The 19,004-nt window shown below is 64.8% G+C and carries 18 protein-coding genes and 1 pseudogene; 5 read left to right on the forward strand and 14 right to left on the reverse strand.

From position 1 onward, the window contains the following. Positions 1 to 30 precede the first annotated feature (30 nt). A complete protein-coding gene (gene bioB, locus G6P99_RS47210; RefSeq protein WP_029079449.1) occupies positions 31 to 1,026 on the reverse strand; it encodes a biotin synthase BioB in 996 nt (331 codons plus the stop codon). Positions 1,027 to 1,149: 123 nt separating this feature from the next. Between bioB and G6P99_RS47215 the strand changes: the two genes are divergently transcribed. Next, positions 1,150 to 1,788, forward strand: a complete 639-nt coding sequence (locus G6P99_RS47215) for a GntR family transcriptional regulator (protein ID WP_029079448.1) — start codon at positions 1,150 to 1,152, stop codon at positions 1,786 to 1,788. A gap of 35 nt (positions 1,789 to 1,823) precedes the next feature. Here G6P99_RS47215 and greA read toward each other — a convergent pair whose 3' ends face one another. The 4 genes from greA to G6P99_RS47235 form a co-directional block, all read right to left on the reverse strand. Then, the gene (greA, locus tag G6P99_RS47220) at positions 1,824 to 2,306 is read right to left on the reverse strand and encodes a transcription elongation factor GreA (RefSeq protein ID WP_029079447.1); all 483 of its coding nucleotides are present in this window, start codon (positions 2,304 to 2,306) and stop codon (positions 1,824 to 1,826) included. 79 nt (positions 2,307 to 2,385) lie between these two features. Continuing rightward, positions 2,386 to 5,532, reverse strand: a complete 3,147-nt coding sequence (locus G6P99_RS47225) for an efflux RND transporter permease subunit (RefSeq protein WP_165126956.1) — start codon at positions 5,530 to 5,532, stop codon at positions 2,386 to 2,388. Further along, positions 5,529 to 6,764, reverse strand: a complete 1,236-nt coding sequence (locus G6P99_RS47230) for an efflux RND transporter periplasmic adaptor subunit (protein WP_035976495.1) — start codon at positions 6,762 to 6,764, stop codon at positions 5,529 to 5,531. The genes G6P99_RS47225 and G6P99_RS47230 overlap by 4 nt, the downstream gene beginning before the upstream one ends. A gap of 376 nt (positions 6,765 to 7,140) precedes the next feature. Continuing rightward, on the reverse strand, positions 7,141 to 8,277 hold the full coding sequence (locus G6P99_RS47235) for a hypothetical protein (protein ID WP_156928450.1): 1,137 nt from the start codon (positions 8,275 to 8,277) through the stop codon (positions 7,141 to 7,143). Positions 8,278 to 8,810: 533 nt separating this feature from the next. Here G6P99_RS47235 and G6P99_RS47240 point away from each other — a divergent pair. After that, positions 8,811 to 9,923: a helix-turn-helix transcriptional regulator gene (locus tag G6P99_RS47240; protein ID WP_035976467.1), complete on the forward strand. Its 1,113-nt coding sequence runs from the start codon at positions 8,811 to 8,813 to the stop codon at positions 9,921 to 9,923. A gap of 15 nt (positions 9,924 to 9,938) precedes the next feature. Here G6P99_RS47240 and G6P99_RS47245 read toward each other — a convergent pair whose 3' ends face one another. Further along, positions 9,939 to 10,706, reverse strand: a complete 768-nt coding sequence (locus G6P99_RS47245; RefSeq protein ID WP_035976466.1) for a dienelactone hydrolase family protein — start codon at positions 10,704 to 10,706, stop codon at positions 9,939 to 9,941. Between the two features lie 232 nt (positions 10,707 to 10,938). On the opposite strand from G6P99_RS47245, the gene G6P99_RS47250 reads away from it, so the two are divergent. From G6P99_RS47250 to G6P99_RS47260, 3 genes are read left to right on the forward strand one after another with little or no spacing between them, the layout of a single operon-like run. Next, entirely contained in the window at positions 10,939 to 11,292 is a 354-nt protein-coding gene (locus G6P99_RS47250; protein WP_029079443.1) for a hypothetical protein, read from the forward strand. A 12-nt stretch (positions 11,293 to 11,304) separates the two neighbouring features. After that, the gene (locus G6P99_RS47255; protein WP_029079442.1) at positions 11,305 to 11,946 is read left to right on the forward strand and encodes a glutathione S-transferase family protein; all 642 of its coding nucleotides are present in this window, start codon (positions 11,305 to 11,307) and stop codon (positions 11,944 to 11,946) included. Between the two features lie 7 nt (positions 11,947 to 11,953). Next, positions 11,954 to 12,466 carry a DUF1697 domain-containing protein gene (locus tag G6P99_RS47260; RefSeq protein WP_165126958.1) on the forward strand — a complete coding sequence of 171 codons (513 nt, stop codon included), beginning with the start codon at positions 11,954 to 11,956 and terminating at the stop codon, positions 12,464 to 12,466. A 147-nt stretch (positions 12,467 to 12,613) separates the two neighbouring features. On the opposite strand, the gene G6P99_RS47265 is transcribed toward G6P99_RS47260, so the two are convergent. The 8 genes and pseudogenes from G6P99_RS47265 to G6P99_RS47300 form a co-directional block, all read right to left on the reverse strand. Continuing rightward, on the reverse strand, positions 12,614 to 13,852 hold the full coding sequence (locus G6P99_RS47265; protein WP_029079440.1) for a threonine ammonia-lyase: 1,239 nt from the start codon (positions 13,850 to 13,852) through the stop codon (positions 12,614 to 12,616). Positions 13,853 to 14,237: 385 nt separating this feature from the next. Continuing rightward, positions 14,238 to 14,393, reverse strand: coding sequence for a response regulator (locus G6P99_RS47270; protein ID WP_165126960.1), 156 nt, complete (start codon positions 14,391 to 14,393; stop codon positions 14,238 to 14,240). A gap of 54 nt (positions 14,394 to 14,447) precedes the next feature. Further along, positions 14,448 to 14,858, reverse strand: a complete 411-nt coding sequence (locus G6P99_RS47275; RefSeq protein WP_245284575.1) for an aminoacyl-tRNA deacylase — start codon at positions 14,856 to 14,858, stop codon at positions 14,448 to 14,450. A gap of 123 nt (positions 14,859 to 14,981) precedes the next feature. Continuing rightward, positions 14,982 to 16,508 carry a magnesium-protoporphyrin IX monomethyl ester anaerobic oxidative cyclase gene (gene bchE / locus G6P99_RS47280; RefSeq protein WP_029079437.1) on the reverse strand — a complete coding sequence of 509 codons (1,527 nt, stop codon included), beginning with the start codon at positions 16,506 to 16,508 and terminating at the stop codon, positions 14,982 to 14,984. 113 nt (positions 16,509 to 16,621) lie between these two features. Further along, positions 16,622 to 17,362 carry a di-trans,poly-cis-decaprenylcistransferase gene (locus tag G6P99_RS47285; RefSeq protein ID WP_029079436.1) on the reverse strand — a complete coding sequence of 247 codons (741 nt, stop codon included), beginning with the start codon at positions 17,360 to 17,362 and terminating at the stop codon, positions 16,622 to 16,624. A 30-nt stretch (positions 17,363 to 17,392) separates the two neighbouring features. After that, positions 17,393 to 17,815 carry a transcriptional regulator gene (locus tag G6P99_RS47290; RefSeq protein WP_035976494.1) on the reverse strand — a complete coding sequence of 141 codons (423 nt, stop codon included), beginning with the start codon at positions 17,813 to 17,815 and terminating at the stop codon, positions 17,393 to 17,395. Further along, positions 17,802 to 18,419, reverse strand: coding sequence for a hypothetical protein (locus G6P99_RS47295; protein ID WP_029079434.1), 618 nt, complete (start codon positions 18,417 to 18,419; stop codon positions 17,802 to 17,804). The genes G6P99_RS47290 and G6P99_RS47295 overlap by 14 nt, the downstream gene beginning before the upstream one ends. A 128-nt stretch (positions 18,420 to 18,547) precedes the next feature. After that, positions 18,548 to 18,903 (reverse strand): annotated as a pseudogene (locus tag G6P99_RS47300) (DUF1428 domain-containing protein). Between the last annotated feature and the right edge of the window lie 101 nt (positions 18,904 to 19,004).

The following is a 19,004-nucleotide window of genomic DNA, read 5'->3' on the forward strand; positions in this document are numbered from 1 at the left end:
CCAGCGTTGCGCGCTCGCCGAAGTTTGCGGTTAGGCAAGACGGGACGTGATGCCGAGCCGATCCAGCAGATCGGCGTCGCGATCGCGCTGCGGGTTCTTGGTGGTCAGCAGCACGTCGCCGATGAAGATCGAATTGGCGCCGGCGAGGAAGCACATCGCCTGCAGCTCATCGGTCATGTATTGCCGCCCGGCCGACAAGCGGACCACGCTGTTCGGCATCATGATCCGCGCGGTGGCGACCAGCCGCACCAGCGCGATCGGATCGGGCCGCTCCGCGGTGTCGTTGACCGGCACGCCCTTGACCTCGTTCCACAGATTGATCGGCACGCTTTCCGGATGGCTGGGCAGATTGGCGAGCAGCATCAGCATGCCGAGCCGGTCTTCAACCTGCTCGCCCATGCCGATAATGCCGCCGCAGCAGACCTTGATGCCTGCGTCGCGCACATGCGCCAGCGTATCGATGCGGTCCTGCAAGGTGCGGGTGGTGATGATCTTGTCGTAGAACTCCGGCGAGGTATCGACATTGTGGTTGTAGAAATCGAGCCCGGCCTCGGAGAGGCGTTCGGCCTGACCAGGCGTCAGCATGCCGAGCGTGACGCAGGTCTCCATGCCCAGCCCCTTCACCGCGCTGACCATGTCGCAGACCTGATCGAGATCGCGGTCCTTGGGACTGCGCCAGGCGGCGGCCATGCAGAAGCGGCTTGCGCCGGCATCCTTGGCGCGCTGCGCGACGGCGACCACCTCATCCCGCGGCATCAGGCGGGTCGCCTTCAGGCCGGTGTCGTAATGCGCGCTCTGCGAGCAGTAGCCGCAATCTTCCGGACAGCCGCCGGTCTTGATGCTGAGCAGGCTCGCGGTTTCGACGTGGTTCGGATTGAAGTTGGCGCGGTGGACGCTTTGCGCTTGAAACATCAGGTCGGCGAACGGCAAATTGTAGAGCGCTTCGGCCTCGACGCGCTCCCAGGTCTTGCGCAGCGGGGCGCTGCTGCTTCTGTCGGTCCGTTCGATTTCCACCACATCAACCATCGGGCTTGCCTTCTCGTTTGCTATGGATCATAGATAATATGATCTGTTATCTATGATCATTGACTTAGAATGATGCTAGCCGAGGTCGAGCGGATGCGCATCCGTTTTTGTGATAGATAATCTATGGTCAGCGAAGCAGAGAACACGACCACCGCCGGGCGCATCGCCGGCGCGATCGGCGAGCGCATCATCAGCGGCGGATTGCTGCCCGACGCCCCGCTCCGGCAGGATCATGTCGCGCGGGAATTCCACTCCAGCCACGTGCCGGTGCGCGAGGCCTTCAGGCAATTGGAGGCGCAGCACCTTGTCGTTGCCGTGCCGCGTCGCGGCGTGCGGGTTGCTCCACTCGACACCAAATCGGTGAAGGAGATCGCCGAGATGCGCGCCGCGCTCGAGGTGGTCGCGTTCCGCAATGCCGCCCCGAGGTTCACGTCGGCGCATCTGGCGCGGATCGAGCTCGCCTTGATCGAAGGCGACAATGCCGAGACGGTTCAGGATTTCGAGATGGCCAATCGCGCCTTTCATCACGCGCTGGTGGCGCCGTGCGCGATGCCGCGGCTGCTCGCCAGCCTCGACGGATTGCAGCTGGCCAATTCGCGGCTCGTGTTCGCGATGGCGCGCAACGCCGGCTGGCGGCCGCGGCCCAGCCAGGATCATCGCATGATCCTGCAGGCCGTACGTGCGCGCAACATCGAGCAGGCCTGCAGCCTGCTCGCACGCCATATCCAGACGATCGAGCGTCTTGCGTTGCCGGCGGCGTGATCTGGGATTTGCAATCGCTTGCGGGTCGCAGGCGGCTAGGAGATCGCCACGATCTCCAGCTCCTGATCGCCCGACCCGACGATATCGCCCACGGCTTTGCCCATCAGCGATCTCGCCACCGGCGCGACAAAGGAAATCGAGCCGGCCTTCGGATCGGCTTCGTCCTCGCCGACAATGCGATAGGTCTGCACCCGCCCATCGGCGCGGCTGAACGTCACGGTGCTTCCGAACGCGACGGTTTCGGTCGAGCCAGGCTCAGGGACCACCTGCGCCGTGCGGAGCCGTTCCGTGAGATAGCGCGTGTCGCGCAACGGAACGGCCGACTGCCGTCGCCGTTCGTTGACGTCGTCCAGCTGCTGCGCGATCTCCAAGGCCTCGCGTGCCTCCTGGAGCTGGCGCTCCAGCGCCTTGCGTCCTGCCTCGGTCACCAGATTGGGATGCGGCGAAATCGGACGGTCCGGCAGCAGCGTCTCGGACGCGGTCTCGGCACTTTCTTCCTTGGTGAAGGCAACGCTCAATCCAGAACTCCGTCAATGAGGCAGGCAGTATAGCCCCGCCTTATCAGCCCCGCTAATGCGCGATGGGATTAGGTTGGATCTAATGCGCCGCGGGTTGCTCCGTCTTGCCCCTACGCCCGAAGCGGTTCTTGGCAGCCTCGCGCCAGCGCTGGATGGTGACGTAAAGCATCGGCACCAGGAAGATGCCGATCGAGCTCGCGGCGAGCATGCCGCCGAACACCGCCGTGCCGACTGCACGGCGGCTGATTTCCGCGGCGCCGGTCGCGACCACCAGCGGCACCAGGCCCAGGATGAAGGCGATCGAGGTCATCATGACCGCACGGAAGCGCATCTGCGCGCCCATCATCGCGGCCTCCGTGATCGGCCTGCCGGCCTCGCGCTGCTCCTTGGCGAATTCGACGATCAGAATGCCGTTCTTGGCGGCGAGCGCGATCAGCACCACGAGGCCGATCTGGCCATAGAGATCGAGGTTCAGGCCCGCAAGCTTGATGCCGAGATAGGAGCCCAGCACGCCGACCGTGACCGACAGCAGCACGGGGATCGGAATCGTCCAGCTCTCATACAGCGCCACCAGGAACAGATAGGCAAACAGCACCGCGAGCGCGAGGATGATGCCGGTCTGGCCGGAGGCCGCCTGCTCCTGATAGGCAGTGCCGGTCCATTCGTAGGAATAGCCCGCCGGCAGCGTCGTCTTCGAGAGTTCAGCCATCGCGGCGATCGCGGTGCCAGACGATACGCCGGCCGCCGGACCGCCATTCACCGTGACCGAACGATAATTGTTGTAGCGCGTGATCACCTGAGGGCCGGTGACGATCCGCAAGGATGCGATCGAGCGGATCGGCACCATCTCGCCGCCGCTGTTGCGCACATAGATCTGCCAGATGTCGGGGATGTCGGCGCGGTTGGCCGCGTCGCCCTGCACATTGACCTGCCAGGTGCGCCCAAACAGGTTGAAATTGTTGACGTAGATGCCGCCGAGCGTGGCCTGCAGCGCGGTGAACACGTCGGCCATGTTGAGGCCGAGCGCCTGCGCCTTGGCACGATCGATATCGAGGAAAATCGATGGGTTGGTCGCGGTGAAGGTCGAGAACACGCGGGTCAGCCGCGGATCGCGGTTCGCCGCGGCGATGAGCCCGCCCATCACGCTGCCGAGCGCGGCCGGGTCCTGCCCCTCGAGCGCCTCGAGCTGATATTCGAAGCCGCCGGAGGTCGAGAGCCCGATGATCGGCGGCAGGTTGAACGGCAGCACCGAGGCCGAACGGATCTGCGATCCCGCGATGAAGGTCTGCCGGATCGCGGCCTGCACGGAATCGGTGACCGCCTTGCGGTCCTCGAACGGTTTCATGCGCGCCACCATGAAGGCGGAATTGGGCTCGTTGCCGCCATCGAGCAGCGAGAAGCCTATGATCGACAGCACGTGGTCGATCGCCGGGTTCTTCTTCAACAGCGCCTCGACCTGCTTGGTGACCTCGCTGGTGCGCGCCACCGAGGCGCCGTCAGGCAGCTGCACCGCGATGAAGAACGCGCCCTGGTCTTCCTCGGGCAGGAATCCGGTCGGCGTGATCTTCGATACGCCGAACACCGCGCCGGCAAACACCAGCACCGCGACCAGCGACAACACCGCCACGCGGACCAGCCGTTGCACCACGCCGGCATAGCGGTCGCGCACCCAGTCGATGCCGCCGAGCACCCGTCCCATGATGCCGCGGCGCGGCCCGCCATGGCGCAGGAACACGGCGCACAATGCCGGCGACAATGTCAACGCGTTGAGCGCCGAGATCACCATCGCCGCACTGATCGTCACCGCGAACTGGCGGAACAGCGTGCCGGATATGCCGGGGATGAACGCAATCGGCACGAACACCGAGAGCAGCACCAGCGAGATCGCGATGATCGGCGCCGTGATCTGCGCCATCGCCTTCTTGGTGGCGTCGGCCGGCGACAGCTCCGGCTCCTCTTCCATGACGCGCTCGACGTTCTCGACCACGACGATGGCGTCGTCGACCACAATGCCGATCGCAAGCACCATCGCCAGCAGCGAGACCGTGTTGGCGGAATAGCCGAGCGCCAGCAGCACCGCGAAGGCGCCGATCAGGCTGACCGGAACCGCGACCGCCGGGATCACCGTGGCGCGCAGATTGCCGAGGAACAGGAACACCACGATCACGACGAGCACAAAGGCCTCGCCGAGCGTCTTGATCACCTCCTTGATCGTATCGGAGACGAAGGTCGTGGAGTCGTACTGCACGAGATAGCTCAGCCCTGGCGGAAACCGCTCCGACAGCCGCGCAAGCGTGGCCTGCACGGCCTTGGCGGTGGTCACGGCGTTGGCGCCGGGCGCGAGATAGATGCCCATCGGCACGCCGGGATTGCCGTCGATCCGCGATTCCGAGTCCATGTTCTGCGCGCCGATCTCGACGCGGGCGACGTCCTTGATCCGCAGCACCGATCCGTCCGGATTGGCCCGCAGCACGATGTTGCCGAACTGCGTCGAGGTGGTCAGGCGGCCCTGGGTCTGCACGTTGAACTGGAACTGCTGGTCGTTCGAGATCGGACGCGCGCCGATGCGGCCGACCGGCGCCTGCACGCTCTGGGCGCGGATCGCGGCGATCACGTCCGACGGCGCCAGATTGAGGCTGGTCAGGCGCTGGGTGTCGAACCAGATCCGCATCGAATAGTTCAGCTTGGCGAACAGCGACGCCTGGCCGACGCCGGGCGTGCGCGAGATCGCGTCCAGCACATTGATGATGGCGTAGTTGGTGATGAACAGCGGGTCCTGCTCGCCGCTCTTGCTGTACAGCACGATGAACTGCAGCACCGCCGAGGATTTCTTCTGCACAGTCAGGCCTTGCGCCTGCACCTCGGTCGGCAATTGCGCGAGGGCGCTCTGCACCCGGTTGTTGACGTTGACGGTGTTGATGTCGGGATCGGTGCCGAGCGCGAACGAGACCGTCAGCGTATAGCTGCCGTCATTGCCGCTGGTCGACTTCATGTAGAGCATCTTGTCGACGCCGACGACCTGCGCCTCCAGCGGCTGGGCGACGCTGGATTCGACCACCTCGGCCGAAGCGCCGGGGAACACGGCCGAGACCGTGACCTGCGGCGGCACGATGTCCGGGAACTGGGCAACCGGGATCTGCATCATCGCCAGCACGCCGGCGATCGTGATCACGAAAGCGATGACGATCGCAAGCCGCGGACGATCGACGAAGACAGCGGAGATCATGGATTGTTGCCCGTCGATTTCGGCGTGCTGCTTGCGCCGCCGTCCGCCGAGACCTTCATGCTTGACTGGATCAGCGCGCTGGCGGGCCCCGGCGCGACCACCTCGCCCGGCCTGACCTTCTGCAATCCCTCGACGACGACCTTGTCGCCGAGCGCGATGCCGCTCGTCACCGCCGCAATCGTCGAGGTCGATTGGCCAAGCTGGATCCGCTTTTGCTCGGCCTTGTTGTCGGCGCCGACGACGTAGACATATTCACCCTGCTGATCCGACAGCACCGCCGAGCGCGGGATCGCCAGCACCTCGACCGGCTGCACGCCTTCCAGCAGCACGGTCACGAACTCGTTGTCGGTGAGCTCACGGACCGCACCGCCGGCAGCGACGGACGTGTACGTCGACGGGTTGGGAATGGTGCCGCGCAACGAGATGGTGTCGGTGTTCTGGGTGATTGTGTTGTTGACGAAATTCAGCTCACCAACCTGATTGTAGAGCCGGCCGTTTGTCAAACGCACGCGGATGACGACGGCCTTGAAGCCGCCGCGGGTCGCGTAGCGGTCGCGCAGATCGAGCGCCTCGCGCACCGGCACAGGGAAGGTGACATACATCGGGTCCTGGCTGACGATGGTCGTCAGGGTTCCCGAACTCGGCGTCACGACGTTGCCCTCGGTGACCGCGGTGCGCCCGATCCTGCCGTCGATCGGCGAGTGGATCTCGGTGTAGTCGAGATTGATCTGGGACAGGTCGACCTGGGCCTGCGCGGCCTGCACCTGCGCCTCGAGGCTCTGCTGGTTGGCGACCGCCGCATCGACGCTCGATTGCTGGCCGGCCGGTCCGCCGAGCAGGGACTTGGCGCGATCGGTAGTCAGCTTGGCGTTGACCAGGGTCGCCTGCAGTTGGGCGACCTGCGCCTTCTTCGATGCAAGGTCGGCCTCGAACGGGCCACGCTCGAGTTGATACAGCAGGTCGCCGGCCTTGACTTCGGAGCCTTCGACGAAGTTCCGCTTCTCCAGGAAGGCGGTCACACGTGCCACCACGTTGACGCGGTTGGGGGCCTCGATGCGTCCCAGAAATTCATTGGTTTCGGTGATCGGCCGCTTCACCGCCTCGAACACGCCGACGGCAGGAGGCCCGGGTGGGCCCGCCTGAGCATGCGCCGCCGAAATCCCGATAGCCGCCAATCCCGCCGATACCAGAAGCCCTGCCAATCCCCCAAGCATTCGTTCCGGACCACTCATGCTGTCCAACCTTTCGGCTACCAACAAGCTCTACCAGACGTCGAGTTCCCTCAGACCGGGAAGGTCAGGATGGGCAAGGTGCATTGCAGGAGATCATAACGCGCCCAATCCGACAATCCTGGAACCGGATCGCCCCGTTGCGGTGATCCCGACGACACGCCACTGTGAGAAAGCGCCGCGACGCTGCAATGACACGGCGATCACGGCCACACCGACAGGCCCGGTGCACCGTACGCTCCCGTCAACGTGATGAGGCGTTGCTACCTGGGTACGGCCAGGTGGCGCACTGGTGCCGGCAGACGATTGCTGCGGACAGTTGCCCAATGCTTGCGCATGTTCGACGGCGAATGGAAGGGCGTGGCGTCGCCCATTCCGCTCACAACGCGATGGCGTTCTTCAAACGGGAAATCTCTTGATAAGCGGGCGACTCCAGATGTTGGTACAGCCATGGCCGCGCGCGCTCGCCGCTGGCCTCGTGCACGCCGTCGAAGATGCCCATGTCGATCGCATGCGGGTGATCAGATGATGCGTAGACCGACTGCATTTCCGCGAACTTCTCGTCCCGCCCCAGTTCCACCGTGTTGCCGCCGTCGCGGCTGCCAATCTCGACGAACAGCGGACACGGGCATATCAGATAAGCCAGCTCTGCGCCTGTGTACCTGGCGCGGCTGCTGCTGAAATGGATGTAGGTCGCAAGTTCGACGCCGAGATTCTTGCTGATGACGGACGACATCAGAAGCTTCTTCTCGTCGCGCATATATCCGGAGACGACGGTCGGCCGCATCCGTCCGGTGGCGGCCTCCAGATGGAGCACGAGAAACGCGCCCCACGACACCCCATACACGCCGACGTTCAGGCCGGATGCTCCTGTCAGCTTCCGGCAGACGATTTCGCCGGCGTCGATCGATGCGCACGACACGTTGTGCGCGGAGACGCCATGGGATGCCAGCATCGCGGCGATGTTGTTCTGACTTGCCTGATCTCCGATCTGGACGATGTAAGGACACCAGACGACATAGCCGTCCCGGCACAGGCTCTTGCCGAGCGCGTTCATGTAGTCGTTGTCGGCATCATCGAAGCAGCGCTCCGGCGTGCTCGCCATGCCGTGGCCGAGCAGGATCAATCCCTTGAACTCTCCGTCGGGAATGCCAAGGCATCCGCGCACCGGTACGCCGCACTCCAGATCGAACTCGACCTTCACGACCGAGAATCCGTCCGCCGGCGCGCGCCAGAGAATCCGGATCTCGTCGCGCGACGGCCGATAGAGCCGCGGTCCCTGGAAAAGAGACCGCATCTCGCGTCGGATTTCCGGGCCGGTTGCGACCGCGCGCAGCTTGCCGCTTGTCGCGATATCGAAGAACGACCGGCAGAACTTGTCGTAGCCAAGCGTCGGCAAATCGATATTCGCGCATGATCCCCTGCAATGACTCAGCGCCAGCGTGTTGTTGCCGGCAACCGACGAGGGGCCGACCAGCGTCATCAACAATCCGGAAAGAGCCCTGCGGCTGATCATCGGCCCTCCCCGAGCCCGCTTGCGGTTCGATTGAATGAGACAAGGTGGCCCTAGCTGGCGCCACAGATCGCGCGGACACAAATTAAAGGATGTTCATCGTCGAATGATCGCGCGCGGCGTTGCAATCCCGCCACGCTGGAAGGCCGAACGCATCGACGATACACGCCGAATGCGTTTCGAGACGCTTCAGGATATTTCTGACTGTCACGCGGCTTCAATTCCGCCATACAAGGCGGAGGCTCCATCGCCGGACTTCGATTGTCGGGTCTTGATCGTCAGGTCTTGCTTGTCGGGTTTTGGGATTGACCTCAGCGACTTTCGGCCGGCCGCGGAGCGAGCCGCAGCCAAACGAGCAACGCCCGGCACATCTGCGCGAGGGTCGCAAACAAGACCGGCGAAACGCGGGGATTCACCATGATACCCTTCGACGCACCGGAATAGCCCGGACTCGTGGGCTCGGCCGAATTGCTCTACGCAATATTTCCGAGGCCGAAGGGTTTATCTATTGGTTAACAAGTTTTCCGGGATGGCCGATGACGAACGATCTGCACGAGCGTCTGATTGAACTGGCCTACGAGGCCGCCGTCCTCCCCGAGTTGTGGCCGAACGTCCTGCATCAGGTCGGCGAGATCGCGCGTGCGCGCGGTACCGTGCTGCTGACGGCGGCTCCGCATGACGTCCGATGGATCGCATCCCCCGACATGCACGACGACACGGCGGCCTATGTCGAAGGCGGCTGGCACCAGCGCAATGGGCGGTTGCCGCGCCTGCTCGCGGCCAACCATGCCGGCTTCCTGCGCGACATCGACGTGTTCGATACGCCCGAGGAGGTGCAGCAGGATTTCCAGATCCGCGAATTCTTCCGGCCGCGTGGGCTCGGCTGGGGTGCCGGCACCGCAATCCCGGTGCCGAGCGGCGACATGCTGATCTACAGCGTCGAGCGCGAATACCAGCACGGGCCGATCGAGCGCGAAGCGATCGAGCAGCTCGATGCGCTGCGCCCGCATCTGGCGCGTGCCGCATTGCTGTCAGCCCGGCTCGGGATGGAGCGCGCCAGGGCGGCAACCGAGTCGCTGGCGATGCTCGGACTGCCCGCGGCCGTGCTGCGGCGCGGCGGCCGCCTGATGGCGGCCAACACGCTGTTCGACCGCCTGGTGCTCGACGTGATGCAGGATCGCGCCGAGCGCCTGGCGCTGGCGGCGCCCACCGCCGACGCGCTGTTCGCCCAGGCGCTTGCAGCGCTGGATCACGGGCTGATCAGCGTCGAGGTCCGCTCGGTGCCGATCGCGGCACAGGACGATCGCCCACCGCTGATCGTGCATCTGATCCCGATTCACGGTTCGGCGCGTGACCTGTTCGATCGCGCGCTGGCGATCGTGATCGTGACGCCGGTGGTACCGGCCGAGGTGCCGACTGCGGAGGTGTTGCAGGGCCTGTTCGACCTGACGCCGGCGGAAGCGCGGGTCGCGCGCGGCATCGGCGAGGGACGAACCGTCGAGGCGATCGCCATCGCCTTCGGCATCTCCCGCGAAACCGTGCGCAACCAGCTCAAGGCCGTGCTGGCGAAGACCGGGCTCGGCCGGCAGGTGGAGCTGGCCGGACTGCTCGCCGGCGCCAAGGTGCCGCCGGGTCCGTCCGCGGACTAGCTCGGCCATCAGGCCTCAGGCCACGTTCAGGCGCGCCTGGAAGAAGCCGGCAACACGGTTCACTGCGTCGGCGGTCATTGGATCATTGTCCGCAAAGTCGAAACCGTGCGCCTTGCCCGGGTATCGGACGATCTCCGCCGCGGCACCGACCGACTTGCCGAGACCGACAAGCTCCTCGCCCTTGGCGAGCGGCACGTTGCGGTCGGCCTCGCCGTGCAACTCGATCATCGGCGGCAGATGCTTGACCTCTGGCACAACCTTGTCGGGCATGCCGCCATACAGCACGGCCAGCGCAGCCACCCGCTCGTCGCGGGCCGCCGCTGCCGCGGCAACGTAGCCGCCGAGCGAGAAGCCGAGCAGCCCGATCCGGCCGGAACTGTCCGCGCCCGCCAGCACCGCGGTCACTACGGACGAGACCCGCGCGGCCCAGGCGTCGAAACGCCCGGTCTCATAGGCCTCGCGGATCACGTGCGTGTGCATCGTCTCGAACGCTTGCTCGTCGGCCGGCGTGTAATAGCGAACGAAATAGGCGTCGATGCCGTCCGCGGTCAGCGCATTGGCATAGCGTTCATAGGCCCGCGGCCTGAGATCGAAGCCGCGCGAGCCGTGCAGGACAAGCACGGCCGGCCGCTTGCCGGTGCGCCCGGAAGCAAAATGGTTAAGCGCGACGCGGCCCTCACTGGCATCGACGCTCAGCGTCTCGGCCGGCACCGCCGCAAGCGAGGGCGATGCGGCCAGCAGGGCAAGGCCGCCAAGCAGGCTCCTTCGGCTGATTGCGTGCATCGAAACCTCGATTGGACTGCGCCGCCCCTCGTCAGGCCGCGCCGCTATATCATGCCGAACGGCGCGCCCGATAGCCTTGCCGGTGATGCCGGCATGGTCGCAGCAGACGGTGGCGGCATCCGCCGGCGATCGATAAAGGACCAGATGTTCAAACGGCGCCGGTTGCGCTAGTGATAGTTCCCCTCCCTCCGTGCGCCCGCCCGGCGCCTGTCCAGTCAATGAGTGCATCTGAATGGCCGAAGCCGACCTCGACGCCGTGATCCGGCAAACCGCAAGAGCGCAGACCAAAGCCGTGATGGCGGCCGCGAAGAAGCGCCAGGCCGTCTGGGTCGCGCGCGCGGCCAAGGCCAAGGACAAGGAGACCAAGGCGCGCTTCCGCCACCTCGCCAAGAGCACGATCCTGAACGCCACCGCGACCGCCAAGCGGTTGCAGAATTCGGCGGAGAATGCAGCCGACGCCTATGCCCGCGCCATGAAGAAGGCGATGGAAGAGCCGGCGCCGGCCAAGAAGCCCGAGAAGAAGCCTGAGAACAAATCTGAGGCGAAATCGGAGAAGAAGCCCGCGAAGAAGAAAGCGGCCGCCTGATAAGGAGCACGCATGCTCACCGTCCACCATCTCGGCAAGTCGCAATCGGAACGGATCGTCTGGCTGTGCGAAGAGCTGGAGATCCCCTATGAGCTGAAGTGCTACGCGCGCGATCCCGTCACGATGCTGGCGCCGGCCGACTACAAGGCGCTGCACCCGATCGGCACCGCGCCCGTCATCACCGACGGCCAGCTGGTGCTGGCCGAGTCCGGCGCGGTGGTCGAATACATCCTCGCCAAATATGGCAACGGGCGGCTGACGCTGAAGCCCAGCGATCCCGATTTCGCCCAATTCCTGTACTGGTTTCACTTCGCCAATGGCACGCTGCAGGCGCAGATGGGCCGCAGCATGATCCTGAACCGCCTCAACCTCGCGGCCGACAATCCGATGCTGGTGGCGACCAAGGCGCGGGTCGACCGCTCGTTCGATCTGATCGAGGCGCGGGTCGGCGGCGCGCGCTATCTCGCGGGCGACGAATTCACGACGGCCGACATCATGATCGGCTTCTCGCTCACGACCATGCGCTATTTCCTGCCCTACGACCTCGGCCGCCGCCCCAACATCAGGGACTATCTCGGCCGCATTGCCGCGCGCCCGGCCTATCAGCGCGCGATGCAGAAGGGCGATCCCGGCATGGCGCTGCTTTTGACGTGAGGCCGTGATGCCGCGTTACGTCGCGCTGTTGCGCGCAGTCAATGTCGGCGGCACCGGCAAGCTGCCGATGACCGAACTGAAGGCGATGTGCGTCGACGCGGGATTTGCCGACGTGCAGACCTACATCGCCAGCGGCAATGTCGTGTTCTCCTCGAAGCTCGCAGCTGCAAAGGTCAAGGCCGCGCCGGAGAAGCGGCTGCACGCCTACGCCGGCAAGCCGGTCGGCGTCGTGGTCAGGAGCGCCGACGAGATCGCCGCGGTGCTGCAGGCCAATCCGTTTCCGAACGAGCCGCCGAACCATACGGTGGCGATCTTCCTCGACGAGCCGCCGGCCAGGAACGCCCTGAAGGACGTCAAAGGCCAGCAGGACGAACAGATACGGCTCGGCAAGCGCGAGATCTACGTCACCTATGGCAGCGGCATGGGCCGCTCGAAGCTGAAGATCCCCGCAGCCGTCCAGGGCACCGCGCGGAATATCAACACGATCGCGAAGCTCGCCGAGTTGACGGCGGGGGATTAGAGAGTTTCTCGGACTATCTGTGAACCGTCATCCTGAGGAGCGCGCAGCGCGTCTCGAAGGATGCACGGCCCGGCTGGTGGCCGATTCATCCTTCGAGACGCCGCTTCGCGGCTCCTCAGGATGACGGATCAAACGCGGGTTACGTCGCTAGCTCTCCCGCACCACGAATCCTTCGGCGTTGAGCCTCGTCAGCACCTCTTCCAGATGGGCGCGGTCGCGGGTTTCGATCACGAGCTCAAGCAGCGTCGCCTTGGCCGGCAGATCGGAGAAGGTGCGCTGGTGCGAGACCTCGATGATGTTGGCGCCGGCGTCCGCCAGCAGGATCGACACCGCCGCCAGCTGACCTGGCCGATCGACGATGTCGAGCGCCAGTTGGGTCAGCCGTCCCTCGCGCGCGAGCTCGCGGGTCAAGACCGAGGCGATCAGCCTGGTGTCGATATTGCCGCCGGTCAGCACCAGGCCGACTGACTTGCCTGCGAAGCGCTTGGGCGCAGACAGCACCGCGGCGAGGCCGGCGGCGCCGGCGCCCTCGACCACCGTCTTCTCGATCGAGATCAGGGTCGCGACTGCGCGTTCGATCTGGTCCTCGCTGACCAGGATGATGTCGTCGACGAGCTCGCGGACGATTTTGGTGGTGATCTGCCCGGGCGACTTGACCGCGATGCCCTCGGCGAGCGTGTCGCCGCGCATCGGCAACTGCTCGCCTTTGACGGCATTGTACATCGATGGATAGAGCTGCGCCTGCACACCGACGATCTGCACCGACGGCTTCAGCGCCTTGGCGGCCGTCGCGATGCCCGAGATCAGCCCGCCGCCGCCGATCGGCACCACCAGGATGTCGAGCTCCGGCACCGCCGCGAGCATTTCGAGCCCGATCGTGCCCTGGCCGGCAATGATCAGGGGATCGTCATAGGGGTGGACCAGAATGAGGCCGTGCTGCGCGGCATGCGCGCTGACGAACGCAAAGCATTCTTCCAGCGTCTGTCCAGTGATGATGACCTCGGCGCCGTGCCGCCTGGTGTTCTCGATCTTCACCATCGGCGTGCCGATCGGCATCACGATGGTGGCGGGAATGCCGAGCCGTTTCGCGTGATAGGCCACGCCCTGGGCATGATTGCCGGCCGACATCGCGATCACACCGCGCTTGCGCTCCTCGGGCGATAGCGCCTGCAGGCGATTGAGCGCGCCGCGCTCCTTGAAGGTCGCGGTGAACTGCAAATTCTCGAATTTGAGGAACAGGCGGCAGCCGCAGATCTCACCCAGCGTGCGGCTCTCGTTGCACGCCGTGACCATGACCGCGCCCTTGATGATTTCGGCGGCGCGGCGCACGTCGGCAAGAGTTACGCTAGCGCCGGTCACGGCGGTGGTATCGGAAGGATGCGGCATCGGGTTTCGCTTTGGTCCGTTTCGTCAGACGGAACCTAGCGGGTTTCGGCGCCGAAAACGACCGCGCTATCGTGCGGTTAACACCTGTTCCTGCGGCTCTTGCTCCGGCCTAGCCGGCCCGGCCAGCTCGATCTCGTCGCATTTCGGGCATACCAGCGCGGTGCGGAAATGCCTGTCGAGCACGATGGTGCGCGTCCTGCCGCACCGGCAGCGCATCGGCTTGTCCATGGGAGATCGGCCCGGGTTCGAGATGCAAGGAAAGCGTGCGCTTAGCTATCTCGATCCGGTTAACCCAATATGACGTTGCCGCCGGAAAAATTCTTCGCGTTGCCTTTTTGAGCATGATCTCTTCGGAAAACCGCTTCACACTTTTCCGGATCATGCTTCAGAAAAACCCCGCGCTGAGATCGAGGCCATAGCTTGCCCTCAACGCCGCGACGAACAACACCGCAAGGACGAACAGCAGAACATGCCGGGCGATGCCGCTCCGAAGTGGATTGGCCGCAAACGCGCGAGCAATCGATTGAGCCAAAGCAGTCATTTGCGACCTCCAGAGCCACGCCCCAAGATTAGGTCGCGCGCAACGCGGCGAGGTTCAATGCGGCTCCCGGAACGGCCGGCGGCGTGGCGATACGCCCTGCTCGGGATCGCGCTGCGTTCGCATTCGATTCTTGAAGCGATGACCGACCACAATCAGCGTGCCCTCTGCACGGATTGCGCTGTCGTCCGTCGGCGCGGGCGACAGATTGTCTTGCGTCACGGCCTCCAGCGCCTGCAGGAACTCGCGTCCGGCCGATGTGATCTGCCAGCCTTCGACGTCACGCAGCACATAGAAGCTGCTGAAGATATCGAGCTCGGGAACCCGCGACGCCAGCCGCTTGATCCGCGCATGCCAATCCTCGCCGCTTGACGAGAGAATGGCGAGGTCGTGCTTGAGTGAATCGAGTGTGGCCCTGCCGCTGACGTGACTGGCCAATATTTTCAGAATCGCAACCTGGATGCTCAACTCGACGCCTCGACCGCCACGGTTCTTTTTGTTCTGCGCAGCCGATCCGGAAATTATCGCGCTGATGACTCCAAGATCCAGTCATCAGCGCCAGTTATCCAGACCCGGAGCAACGGTATCGACTTACGCTGCGCGCGATGTCGCGACGCGGCGCTCGGGCCGCTGCGACGACATCGATTCCTCTTCCATATCCTGTGGCGCGCCCCAAAATTCCCGCACCGTCGGCCCGCTCTTCAGCCTTTTGTCGCGCAGGAAGCCGAGAATTTCGTGCGGCCAGACCCGGCGTCCCATCTGCGTGTACCAGCGCATCGCATGGCGAAGTCCGGCGTCGCGGTGAAACAGCACGCGGAGCAGGGCCTTCGGGCGGCTTTGCAGCACCATCTCCGTGAACTTGAACCAGAGCAGCACGCGCCACGGCGGCATGTGCCGTGTCGCAAGCACCTGATGCTTGTAATCCCAGAGCCGGCGATCGGCCTGAATCACACGCCGCTCGGCCGCAAGACGGAAGTACGGCGTCCAGCGATGCGGCGTGACGTAGAGCATCTGGATCTGATCGGGGTCGTAGGACAGAAGCTGCCGCAGCCCGCGCCAGTGATCGCGATCGGTTTCCTCCTCGAAGCCGACCACCCAGGTTGCCATCGACAGGATGCCGTGCTGGCGCATCAGGCGGATCGCCTCGCGATCGATCGTCGTGGTCGCGCCCTTGCGGATCAGCTCCAGCGTCTTCTCGTCGGTGTTCTCCATGCCGAGCAGGAAGCGCTGCCAGCCCGCCTTCTTGTAGAGATGCAGGATGTCGGCATCGCGCACGATGTCGTCCGCGCGGGTCGAGCCGACCAGGATCAGGTCGACATTCTCCGCGATCAGGGCTTCGAGAAACGTCCGCCAGGCCTTCTTCGAGACGGTCGGATTCTCGTCGGCGAAGTTGATTACCTTGACGCCGTACTCGCGATAGAGCCGCGCCAGCTCCTTGGCGAAACGCACGGGATCGCGATGCCGCCATCGCGTCCAGAAACCGCGCTGACCGCAATAATTGCAGAGATGCGGACAGCCGCGCGAGAACTGCACGACGACGGCGCGCAGGCCGCCCCAATAGCTGTAGCTGTTATGATCGATCAATTCCCAGCCGACGCGATAGGCGTCGAGATCGCGGATCACAGGCGCAGGCGGTGTCACGCGCGGCCCATAGTCATCGCGGAATGCGATGCCGTTGATGATGCGCAGATCGCCGCCGGTCTCCAGCGCCCGCATCAGACGCCGCGCGGTCTCTTCGCCCTCGCCGCGCACGATCGCAGTGACGTAGCGCTCCTCGCGCAGGATCTCGCGCCCATGATAGGTTGGAAACACCCCGCCATAGACGATCCACACATTGGGCACGGCCTTGACGACGGCCTGCGCGACCTCGGCGATGACAGGATGGCCCGACGTCGAGCCGGAATGACCGAACAGGACGGCATCCGGCGAAAACCGCGATGCCTCCGCCACGAGGGCTTCGACCGGCATCGGCCCGAACTCGGCATCGAGAAGACGGACGTCGTGTCCGTCGTCGATCAGCGGCCCGCCGATCGATAGCAGGCCGAGCGGCGGCAGATGGTCGTCGGGAATCCGGCTGCCGATCGCAGGGTGAGGCACGTTGACAAGAAGAATGCGCATGGATGATCGCTCCCGCTTTGGTTGGCGTGATCGTTCGTCCCCGCATCTTGTGGTAGGAGAGCCCAACCCCCCGGCCGGGCTTGAGAAGAGATCAGCAGGCGCGGCTTGACGCGCTAGAGGTTCGGCACCTCCGCCGGCGCGATCGCGGTCAACCCGCCGAAGCGGCGCTCGCGGCGATGGAAGGAGGCGAGCGCGTCAGCGAGATCGTCGGCGTCGAATTCGGGCCACATCCGCTCGGTGAAATGCAGTTCGGCATAGGCACCTTCCCAAAGCAGGAAATCCGACAGCCGCTTCTCGCCCGAGGTGCGGATGATCAGGTCGACGTCGCGCAGGCCGGCCTCGCCGGTGATCAGATCGGCGAAGGTTTCGCGGCTCAACTGACCGACGTCGGCGGCGCGCGCGGCCGCGTTCAGGATCGCATCGCGCGCCGAATAGTCGATGGCGATGCGCAGATGCAGCGTGGTGCCGTCGGAGGTTGCGGCCTCGGCGCGCGTGATCGCGGTCGCGATGCCGTCGGGCAGCCGGTCACGGCGGCCGATCACGGTGAGGCGGACGCCGTTGCGCACCAGGGCCGCGATCTCGTTGGCGAGGTAGAACCGCAGCAGCCCCATCAGCGCCGTGACTTCAGCCTTCGGACGGCGCCAATTGTCGCTCGAGAATGCATAGAGCGTCAGCGTGCCGACGCCCTGGTCCGGCGCGGCCTCGACGATGCGGCGGATCGCCTCGACGCCTGCCTCATGGCCGCGCAGCCGCGACAGGCCGCGCCGCGTCGCCCAGCGGCCGTTGCCGTCCATGATGATGCCGACGTGGAGCCGCATGGCGACCTCCGGCTTGAGCGCAACGTTGCTTTGCATCACAAAGTCTCCGGACAAAAAATGGGATGATCAAACTGGCTGGATACCAAGGCGGGCAGACGCGCCTTCGTCCTTGCCGGCTGCTTTTTCAGGCTTGCCGGCGGACTTTTCAGCCGTGCCGGCGGCCTTGGCCGCATCGCGCACCAACTGCTCGAGCACGGCGAGATAATCGAGGAAGCGGCGGCGGCCGCTCTTGGTCAGGCGGCAGGTGGTGTGCGGGCGATTGCCTTCATAGCCCTTGATGACGTCGACGAGGCCGGCCTCCTGCAGCACCTGCAGATGCCGGCTGAGATTGCCGTCGGTCAGGCCGCAGAGTTGTTTCAGATCGGCAAAGGCGAGCCCTTTCGGATGCGCCATCAGCGAGGTCAACAATCCGAGCCGCGCCTTCTCGTGGATGACGCGGTCGAGGCCATCATAGGCGAATGGCGCGCTGGTCACGTCAGTCTTCGGCATCATGGCCTCCGGAAGCGAAATACAACAGTGCTGCGATCAGCAACTGGCCGATCGCGAAGGGCAGTCCCATGGTCCAGGGCGATAGCGCGTGGCTCTGGCTTGCGATCAGCAGCACCGTGAAGCCGGACAGGAAATACCAGGCGCCTCCGAACGCGATGCTGCGCGGCAGCAGGCGGACCGAGGCGAACACGCCGAGGCTGACCAGCACCTGCCACAGGCCGGGCAGCATCCACAGCGTCTCAGGCGCGAATTTCCATTGCAGGATCGCGAGCAGCACGCCGGCAATCGCTGCCGGAACGAACTGCTCGATCGCCTGCTGCACCATCGCGTCGGCGAGGCCGGAATGATGCCGCCGCGAGCGCGCCTGCATCTCGGTCCAGATCAACCCCGCGGACAGCAGCGCGGCCGCCGCCCAGCCCGCGAGGAACGCGATCGGATGCCCGGTCGGATCGTCGAGCCAGAGATATTGCGCAAGCGCCGTGACGAGCGCGATGCCGCTGGTGGCCGCAACCGTCGCCGGCCCGTAGCCGCGGAATGCGGTTCCGGCCGCAATCTGGTTGCGGATCGCGAGAATGTCGGCCAACGCCTTGTCGAGATCACGCATGATTCGCCCGGACTTTGTATTGCAAAGTATACGGGATCACCAAGTAAACGCAAGCGGCATCGCGCCGCCTGCCGATCGGCATGTTTAACGGCCGGTTACCGCACCGATTGCGGCGAATGTGCGCCGCCTCACACCTTCACGAGGTTCGCAAAGCCGCCATAGATCATCCGGTTGGCATCGAACGGCACATCGCCCTTGCCCATCGACGCCAGGCGCGGATCGGCCATCACCTTGGCGTTGATCCTGTCGCGCTGGGCGCGCGACTTGTAGGTGATCCAGGCGAACACGACAGTTTCGCCGGCCTTCAGTTTCACGCTTGCGGAAACGACGTCCATTTTCCGGGCTTGACGTCGTCGGCAACCCATTCGCGATAATCCAGCGCGCCATGTTCGCGCCAGACCTTGCCGGCCTTCTTCGAGAGCTGCGCATAGGCTTTGAGTTTCTTCTTCGGCACAGCGACGACGAAACCATCGACATAGGGCATTGGCACTTCCTGCTGTTGTTGGTGTCATTGCGAGGAGCGAAGCGACGAAGCAATCTATTTCGACGCTTGCGGCGCGATGGATTGCTTCGCTTCGCTCGCAA

Origin of the sequence: Bradyrhizobium sp. 6(2017) (genome assembly GCF_011058295.2) — a bacterium.
In the GTDB taxonomy this organism is placed as follows: domain Bacteria; phylum Pseudomonadota; class Alphaproteobacteria; order Rhizobiales; family Xanthobacteraceae; genus Bradyrhizobium; species Bradyrhizobium septentrionale.